The sequence below is a fragment of the Streptomyces sp. NPDC048417 genome, from assembly GCF_040651615.1.
In the GTDB taxonomy this organism is placed as follows: domain Bacteria; phylum Actinomycetota; class Actinomycetes; order Streptomycetales; family Streptomycetaceae; genus Streptomyces.
The window spans coordinates 323,661-329,873 of record NZ_JBEZKI010000007.1 but is presented as its reverse complement, the minus strand read 5'-3'; the positions used below and the strand labels follow the sequence as shown (position 1 = coordinate 329,873).

At 69.8% G+C, this 6,213-nt stretch carries 10 protein-coding genes; 8 read left to right on the top strand and 2 right to left on the bottom strand.

The genetic code is table 11. From position 1 onward, the window contains the following. The first annotated feature begins 343 nt into the window (after window positions 1-343). From AB0D59_RS14270 to AB0D59_RS14250, 5 genes are all read left to right on the top strand, one after another. Complete coding sequence (locus tag AB0D59_RS14270; RefSeq protein ID WP_362564650.1) at window positions 344-838, top strand: helix-turn-helix transcriptional regulator; 495 nt, start codon at window positions 344-346, stop codon at window positions 836-838. 340 nt (window positions 839-1,178) lie between these two features. Beyond that, window positions 1,179-1,592: a hypothetical protein gene (locus tag AB0D59_RS14265; RefSeq protein ID WP_362564648.1), complete on the top strand. Its 414-nt coding sequence runs from the start codon at window positions 1,179-1,181 to the stop codon at window positions 1,590-1,592. Between the two features lie 156 nt (window positions 1,593-1,748). Beyond that, complete coding sequence (locus AB0D59_RS14260) at window positions 1,749-2,348, top strand: phage tail protein (RefSeq protein WP_362564646.1); 600 nt, start codon at window positions 1,749-1,751, stop codon at window positions 2,346-2,348. 79 nt (window positions 2,349-2,427) lie between these two features. Next, window positions 2,428-2,718 carry a hypothetical protein gene (locus AB0D59_RS14255; RefSeq protein ID WP_362564644.1) on the top strand — a complete coding sequence of 97 codons (291 nt, stop codon included), beginning with the start codon at window positions 2,428-2,430 and terminating at the stop codon, window positions 2,716-2,718. A 65-nt stretch (window positions 2,719-2,783) separates the two neighbouring features. Then, on the top strand, window positions 2,784-3,140 hold the full coding sequence (locus AB0D59_RS14250; RefSeq protein ID WP_362564676.1) for a hypothetical protein: 357 nt from the start codon (window positions 2,784-2,786) through the stop codon (window positions 3,138-3,140). A 22-nt stretch (window positions 3,141-3,162) separates the two neighbouring features. On the opposite strand, the gene AB0D59_RS14245 is transcribed toward AB0D59_RS14250, so the two are convergent. After that, window positions 3,163-4,050 (bottom strand): hypothetical protein, encoded by an 888-nt coding sequence (locus AB0D59_RS14245; RefSeq protein ID WP_362564642.1) that lies wholly within the window; start codon window positions 4,048-4,050, stop codon window positions 3,163-3,165. 289 nt (window positions 4,051-4,339) lie between these two features. On the opposite strand from AB0D59_RS14245, the gene AB0D59_RS14240 reads away from it, so the two are divergent. Continuing rightward, complete coding sequence (locus AB0D59_RS14240; RefSeq protein WP_362564640.1) at window positions 4,340-4,537, top strand: hypothetical protein; 198 nt, start codon at window positions 4,340-4,342, stop codon at window positions 4,535-4,537. Window position 4,538: 1 nt separating this feature from the next. Here AB0D59_RS14240 and AB0D59_RS14235 read toward each other — a convergent pair whose 3' ends face one another. Beyond that, window positions 4,539-4,967, bottom strand: a complete 429-nt coding sequence (locus AB0D59_RS14235; protein WP_362564638.1) for an ATP-binding protein — start codon at window positions 4,965-4,967, stop codon at window positions 4,539-4,541. 237 nt (window positions 4,968-5,204) lie between these two features. Between AB0D59_RS14235 and AB0D59_RS14230 the strand changes: the two genes are divergently transcribed. Together AB0D59_RS14230 and AB0D59_RS14225 are read left to right on the top strand one after the other, a co-directional pair. Continuing rightward, the gene (locus AB0D59_RS14230; protein ID WP_362564636.1) at window positions 5,205-5,978 is read left to right on the top strand and encodes a helix-turn-helix transcriptional regulator; all 774 of its coding nucleotides are present in this window, start codon (window positions 5,205-5,207) and stop codon (window positions 5,976-5,978) included. A gap of 13 nt (window positions 5,979-5,991) precedes the next feature. After that, on the top strand, window positions 5,992-6,189 hold the full coding sequence (locus AB0D59_RS14225; protein ID WP_362564634.1) for a DUF397 domain-containing protein: 198 nt from the start codon (window positions 5,992-5,994) through the stop codon (window positions 6,187-6,189). Window positions 6,190-6,213: the final 24 nt, after the last annotated feature.

Below are 6,213 nucleotides of genomic sequence, written 5' to 3'. Positions count from 1 at the left end.
GGGCCAGCGTGCTGTGGGCGCTGCTGCGTGACGGACGGGTCTTCACCTCCGCCCCACCGGTCACGCAGGCGGCTTGACTTCGTCATTGAGACTCCCAAGGTGGCTCCGGTGGGGCTGGTGTGAGGCGAGCGCCATCCACCCTTACAGATTGCGCGCGCGCTCGCAACAAATATGCCAGTGGCCCTTTCGGTAGATCATGGAAAGATCGGGATCACTCGGGCGCCCGTCACCACGGAATCTCCCCGTATCGCGCGGACTTTCCTCGGTGCCTGCACGAGAGCACGTAATTCCGTGCGCGCAAGCAAGCTAAACTTGCCGCACTCCGAAGGAAGCGAGCCCTCAGATGACCAGTCAGGACCTGGAGGCGTTCGCCGCGTGGGTCGAAGACCTGATGCGCGAACGCGGCTACGACATCGACAGCCCACGCGGCGGCGGCAAGTCACGCATAGCGGACGAGGCGGGGGTCCACCGGGCCGCCGTCACCCGCCTGCTGCAGCGCCAGAGCATGCCGGACCTGGAGACCACCCGCAGGCTCGCCCGCGTGCTGGGCGTCCCGGTCCGCGAGATGCTGATCCGCTCCGGCCGCCTCACGGCGGAGGAACTGGCCGACCCGCACGACTACTTGGCCTCCCCCGGGCCCAGTGCGGAGTTCAGCCGCCGACCCACGTTGGAGGAGGTGGCCGACCTGCTGGGGGTGCCGGCGGACCGACGGGAGATGTTCGTGCGGGTGGTCGAGCAGTTCCTGCCGAACGACGTGCCGGCGACCGTCGAGCACGGCCGGGAGGACGGCCGCCTGCTGGCGGACGCGACCAGCGGAACGTCCTCCGCCACCGACTGAGCCCGGCCGCCGCACAACCGGACGCGCCAGCGAGGGCACCCGTGGGTCGACGGGTGCACCTACGGGGGCGGCGCACTCCGGCACTTCTCGACGCCCCCGTGCAGAAGCGCCCCTCTTTCTCGGGGACGCGGGGCTGTATTCGAGGTGCGGCTCCGCCACATGGGCGCGGCGAGCCCCCACTCACCCGCCGGGCCCCCACCCTCAGCCCGTCCCCCTCTTTCGATCTCCTCCCGGATTTAGTTGCGTGCGCGCACGCTCCTCTGTCACAGTTGGTGCAGCGGCGGAGCTGTGTCCGCAGGCCGGCCGCACTCATCCCAACGCTGCCCCGAGGTGATCCGGCATGACCACACCCACCCCACCCGCCTCGTTCCCCGACATCGAGGCGATGATCGTCGACGTCCTGGACGACGACTCCAGACTCTCCGGCGCCACCGTCGCCGTACAGGCACCCACCGGCTTCGACGGTACGACCGCCGCCGTCTTCGTGAACCGCCGCGGCGGCGCCTGGGTCGGCGAACGCCACGTCGACCAGCCGCTGATCGAGCTGGAGGTGTACGGCCCGACGAAGCAGGCCGCGCACGTGCTGGCGAACGACGCCCGCCAGATCCTGCTGTCGATGGCCGACCACCGCTACGGCACCAACCTCGTCACGGAGGTCGAGGAGCAGGACGGCCCGCGCTGGCTGCCCGACTACCTCTACTCGGCGGCCAACCGCTACGTCACCGTGATGAAGGTGTACGTCGACGTCTACTGACGCACCCGCAGCCCTCACCCACCCCCCACGCCCACCCCACAGACCGAAGGCCCCGCCACCCCCGGCGGGGCCTTCGTCGTACCCGGACCAGACCGGGTACGGCACCCCGCCCGGACAACCCATCCGAACAACCATCTGAAAAAAGGAGAAACAACCATGGCAGGAACCAACTCCTCCGAGATCCGCATCGCCGGCGTAGGCCGCCTCTACGTCGCCACCGCCGACACCGACGTGCCGACGACCTTCTCCACCGACACCTCCACCGACTGGGCGAGCTGGAAAAACCTCGGCTTCACCTCCGGTGACGGCGTCACCTTCTCCAAGAAGGACAAGCTGGAGCCGGTCGACGTGTGGCAGGCCGTCAGCCCGGTGCACTTCGTGTACTCGGACCGCGACCTGACCCTGAAGTTCTCGCTGATGCAGTTCAACGAGGACACGCTGCCGTTCTTCATGGGCGGCGGCACGGTGGACGCGGTGACCGGCTCGACCGGTGTCTACAAGTACGACATCGCCGACCGCCCATTCGCCGATGTGCGGGCGCTGGGCCTGGAGTTCACGGACGTCAAGGCGAGCGACGGCACCACCGTCACCTACCGCTTCGGCATCCCGCGCGGCCAGGTCACCGCGGCGGACGACATCAAGCTGGCCCGCAAGTCGGCGGCCCAGCTCGGCATCACCTTCACGGCGATGGCCTCGGCCGACGGTTCGGCTCTGGCCAGCTTCGTGATGAAGGACTCGGCGTACGCCGCTTCCTGATCCGCCGGGGTGGGGCGGACGCCTCGGTCCGTCCCACCCCGGACCCGTACCACTCCCCACCTCTTACTCAAGGAGCACCATGGCCCGTTTCGACGTCAACGCCGCGCGCGCCCAGCGCCTGGAAGCCCTCGGCCGTACCTGGTCGTTCGAACTCGACAACGAGAGCTACACCCTGCCCACGGAGCTGACCCGCGCGACCGCGAAGGCCCTGCGCAAGCTCGACGACAACGACGTCGACGGGTTGCTGCGGCTGCTGCTCGGCGAGAAGCAGTTCGCCGGCTTCGAACAGCACGAGATCACCATGCAGGACATCGCCGCCATCCTGGAGGCCTACGGCAAGGAGACCGGGCTCGGCCTGGGGGAAGGCTGAGCCTCGTCGGGTTCGTGGACGAACACGCCGAGGCCCTCGAAGCGGACCTGCTCCGCTACTACGGCATCGACCTGCTCGACTGGCATCGCGAGACGCTGTCCGCTCGGCGTCTCGCGCTGCTCGTCAAGCACCTGCCGCGCGAGAGCGCGCTGAACAGGGAGCTGCACGGCGAGGCCGCGGAGTGGTCGGTGTCCGACCACCTCCTGGCCGCCGCCGTGGACCATCTGGCGGCCGCGAACTGGATGTTCGCGTCCGTCAACTCGGAGGAGGGCGACCAGCCGGATCCGCCGACGCCGGTGCCGAGACCGTCGTACGACGACGCGGAACCACCGGCAGCCGAAAGGGAGCCGGACCCGGCTACGGCCTCGACCGCCTCCGACGCGACACCGTCGGCCGTGCAGCTGGCCCGCTTCTTCGGCTGACCCTGCCGTACAACCGGCAGGGTCACTCGTCTTGGCGCCGACCGGGGGCCCGGCCCTCCATCTCGTCCGCGAGGGCCCGGGCCTTGTCCGAGAGCCGGGTGCCGGACAGCGGATCTCCCCGCTCCTGCTGCTCCCCGGCATCCGACCGGCGCCCCTTGTCCCGGCCGCCGGCTGCACCGTCACGGTGCAGCGGAGGCACACTGGGCCGCCCGTTCCGCCGTACGACCGAACGCCGTTCGGCCGCGGCCGGCACCACCCGCTTCTCCCGCACCTCGCGGGCGGAGAGCAGGGTGTCGGCTCCGGGACCGGCGTCGATATCGTCGTCCACGTCCTCAGGGACTCCGGATGCGCCGGAGACGTCGGAGTCGACCCGCGGCCCGCCGTCCGCGACGGACCGCTCCCGCTCCCCGCGCTGCTCTACCCGCGTCAATTCGGACGGCGGCCGCAGGAGTTGGACATACGGCAGCGGAATGACCTCGCCGCCGTGCTCCCGGCTTCGCTCCCGCTCGCCCTCCCCTTCCGGCCGTCGGGCACGCCGGGGCCGACGCCCGGTCCGCGCGTCCTCCTGGCCCTGGAGATAGGCAGCCGTGATCCGCTGCTCGTACGCCCGCCGTACCACCGGAAGTTGCTCGTCGACCACATCGGCCCAGCCCGCGCTGTACGCGGCCGTCTCCCGCCGGTCAAGCTCACCGCGCGGCAGGATGACCAGGTCCTGGGGCTGGTAGCCGAGGCTCAGGACCAGCTCGGAGAGTCGAGCGATGAGATGTGGCAGATCGGAGGCCTGTTCGAGCCAGTCGATCACTTGCCGTTGCCGCGCGTTACCCGCGTCCCCGTCCACCCCATAGGCCTTGCTCTCGTCCCTGCCCCACCGCGCCCCCCGCGCGAGGACGGCCGCCCTGTGGCCGTCCACCGTCGTATGACAGGCCCTCAGGTCCGTTGTCAGGCCACACCGTTCACTTTCGCCTCACCGACGGGAGAACGGCCGGATCCTACTCCACGTATCTGACACAACATCCACTGCACCCCCGCATCACCGCAGGTCCGGACCGGGCGGCAACGGAGAGTGAAAAAAACCGGCTTGGGCAAACACGGAGCGACACCACAAGATTACTCGTACACTAGTTCGAACGGACGCTTCGAACGCGTCGGGAGCGCACCTGTACCACCAGCCCAGCGGACAGACCGGAAAGCAGGCCGACATGGCGACTGGCACGAGCAACTTCCCGCACCAGCCGATCGACACCTACACCCGCCTCGCCCACCTCCTGCACTCCCCCGCGCCCGACCGCGAGGCACTGCTAGACCGGCTGTACGAGGAACTGCTCACCCGCGAGTCCCGGGCCTACGCAGCCGGCTGGACGGACGCACTCACCGAAGCCCGCCGCGTCCGCCGCTGACTCACACGGGGAACGTGCACCACACCGACTTCTCGCCACACCCCGCCCGATGCCACCCCCACCGCCGCGACACCGCCTCGACCAGCCGCAGTCCCCTCCCGCCCTCCGCCAACGGGTCGCTGCTGACCGGAAGTCGAGGCACCCGGGCCGGCTCCCGATCGAGTACGACCACCCGTAGCGACGGCGGTGCGAACCGCTGCCCCGCCCCCAGCACCAGCTCCAGCCCGGCGAGCCCGCCCCCGTGCCGTACGGCGTTGGCGCACAGCTCCCCGACGGCCAGCTCGACGGAGTCCGCCGACTCCGCGAGCTGCCGGCGCTCCTGGACCCACACCCGGGTCCGATGCCGGGCCTCGGCGACGGGCCGGAGGGGGTCGAGAGCGGAGACGCCCCAGCCGACGCGGGTGGGGGTGGCGTCGAAGCAGTGGTCCATCGGTCACCTCACGTGGGTCAGATGAGTGGCTTGCGTCACACCGCAGCGTCAAGTTCCAACCCGTGAGACCGAGTTCACCCCAACGGGTTGAGTATCGGTGTTCGATGGACGGTCCCGCCGCAGGTGGGCAAACTGTGCGCGAGCGAGGAGAGGAAGACGGTTGGCACCCAGGCTGGCCCCGACGGTCCGGCACGCCGTTTCGGCGCCGAGCTACGACGGCTGCGGGAAGCGGCCGGGATGTCGGCACCGAGAGCGGCCGAACTCCTCGGCACCGACCGCACCACCATCTCCAACACGGAGGCGGGCCGCTTCGGCATCAGCGAGCAGCGTCTCCGGCGCCTGGCCGCCATCTACGAGTGCGACGACCCCACGCTGATCGACGCGCTCGCCGCGATGACGGGCGGGCGCGCCTCGGGCTGGTGGGACGAGTACCGGGGCAAGATCCCGCCGGACTTCCTGGACGTGGCGGAACTCGAACACCACGCCACGGCTCTGCGCACCCTGCAGACCGCCCACATCCCCGGCCTCTTCCAGACCGAGGAGCACGCCCGAGCCCTCTTCGACCTCTTCGTCCCCGCGCTGCCGCGCCTGGAGGTCGAGTTGAGGATCGCGCACCGCTCGGCACGGCACGCGGTGATCACGAACGAGCCCGCGGTGCCGTATGTCGGCCTGGTCCACGAGGCAGCGCTGCGCATGCGCACAGGCGGCAGCCGCGTGGCCAAGGCCCAACTGCACCGCCTGCTGGAGGAGAGCGAACGCCCCGACGTCGGCTTGCTGGTCATCCCCTTCACCGCCGAGGGCTTCCCCATGGCCGGCGACACGATGATGTACGTCTGTGCCGCCAGCCCTCACCTGGACACGGTCGAGGTCGACTCCCCGATCGGCGCGGTCTTCTTCGACTCACCGACCCAACTGGCCAACTTCCGCCGACGGCTGGACTTGGTCGAACAGGTGGCATTGAATCCGAGCAAGTCGAGAGACCTGATCCTGGAGATCGCCCACGACCTGTGAGAGGTACACCGCCGTGTCCCAGCCGCAGTGGCGCAAGTCCTCGTACTCCGAGGCAGCCGGCAACGCGTGCGTAGAGATAGCCGAGACCGGCCCCTCGATCGCAATCCGCGACTCCAAAGCCCCGGCCCTCCCTCCGACAACCGTGGGACGAACGGCCTGGTCGGAGTTCACCGCGGCCCTGGCGGACGGCAGCCTCCGAGCAGAGCCGTAAACGCTCAACACGACCCTTGTGCCG